Genomic DNA, 865 nt, shown 5'->3' with positions numbered 1-865 from the left:
GCCGACGCTGCCGGTAGTTGCGCCGGTATAGCCACTCCACAGCATATCCTGCGTGCTGAGCGCCCAGATCGGATAGACGCGATCGGCAACGGCAAGTGCTTGCATGAGGGGGTGAAAGTCGTTGCCGAACCCCAATTGCTCGTAAAAGCAAGGGCCAGCCGACGACAGGCCCATCGCGAGGAAAAAGCCGCCCAGTGTCCACACCGTCATGAAGCTCATCAGGAACTGATGACGCAGCTTCGTATCCTTTCGTGTGATGCACACGGTGAAAACCGCGATGATGAGCACGACGAACCAGAAATTGTACGCGATGTTGATGATTTTCAATGCAAGCGGCGACTGGACGACAAACCACAACCATTCGTGCGGGGCTCGACCGAAATGCAGGATGCGATCGGCGTGAGCCAATGCTTTGTCCCATGCAAACGGAGAGAGGATTGCAATGGCTCCCTTCAACACACCGATCGCGGATATGAAGGCAAGACCGGCACCCAAGCCATTCAGGCTGTTGGCAATGCGTTCGGCATCGCCAAAGAATCTACCCAGTGACTTGAGGAAGGTGTGCAGCGGTTCGGTTTCCCGCTGGACCAGCGCAAGGTGGAAAAGCGTCCCAAGTGCAAGGGCTGAGCCGCAAATCCAGAAGGCGATGAAAAGATACTCGGCGTATTCCGCCAGAACGCCGAAATCCGGCATGTTTCCAGTGTGCCACCCGACTGCGCTTGCCAGAAGCAGCGCAGCGGTAGCCATAGCGTGCAGCAGCCGGTGTCGCCAAAAGGCATCCGCCAAGATGCCAGGAAAAGCACGTCCGACAATGGCCCCCGTCAGTGGGGCCGATGCCGCAACCGAATGTTCCATGGTTTTGAAG

General features: G+C 57.3%; 1 protein-coding gene. It reads right to left on the bottom strand.

The window, feature by feature from the left end:
- Nucleotides 1–865: phosphatase PAP2 family protein (locus tag EN750_RS36705; RefSeq protein ID WP_245482931.1), on the bottom strand; the 865-nt coding region annotated here is incomplete at both ends.

The sequence above is a fragment of the Mesorhizobium sp. M7A.F.Ca.ET.027.03.2.1 genome (assembly GCF_003999175.1).
Lineage (GTDB): Bacteria > Pseudomonadota > Alphaproteobacteria > Rhizobiales > Rhizobiaceae > Mesorhizobium.
The sequence above is the reverse complement of the archived record's forward strand: the minus strand, read 5'-3'. Positions and strand labels throughout refer to the sequence as shown.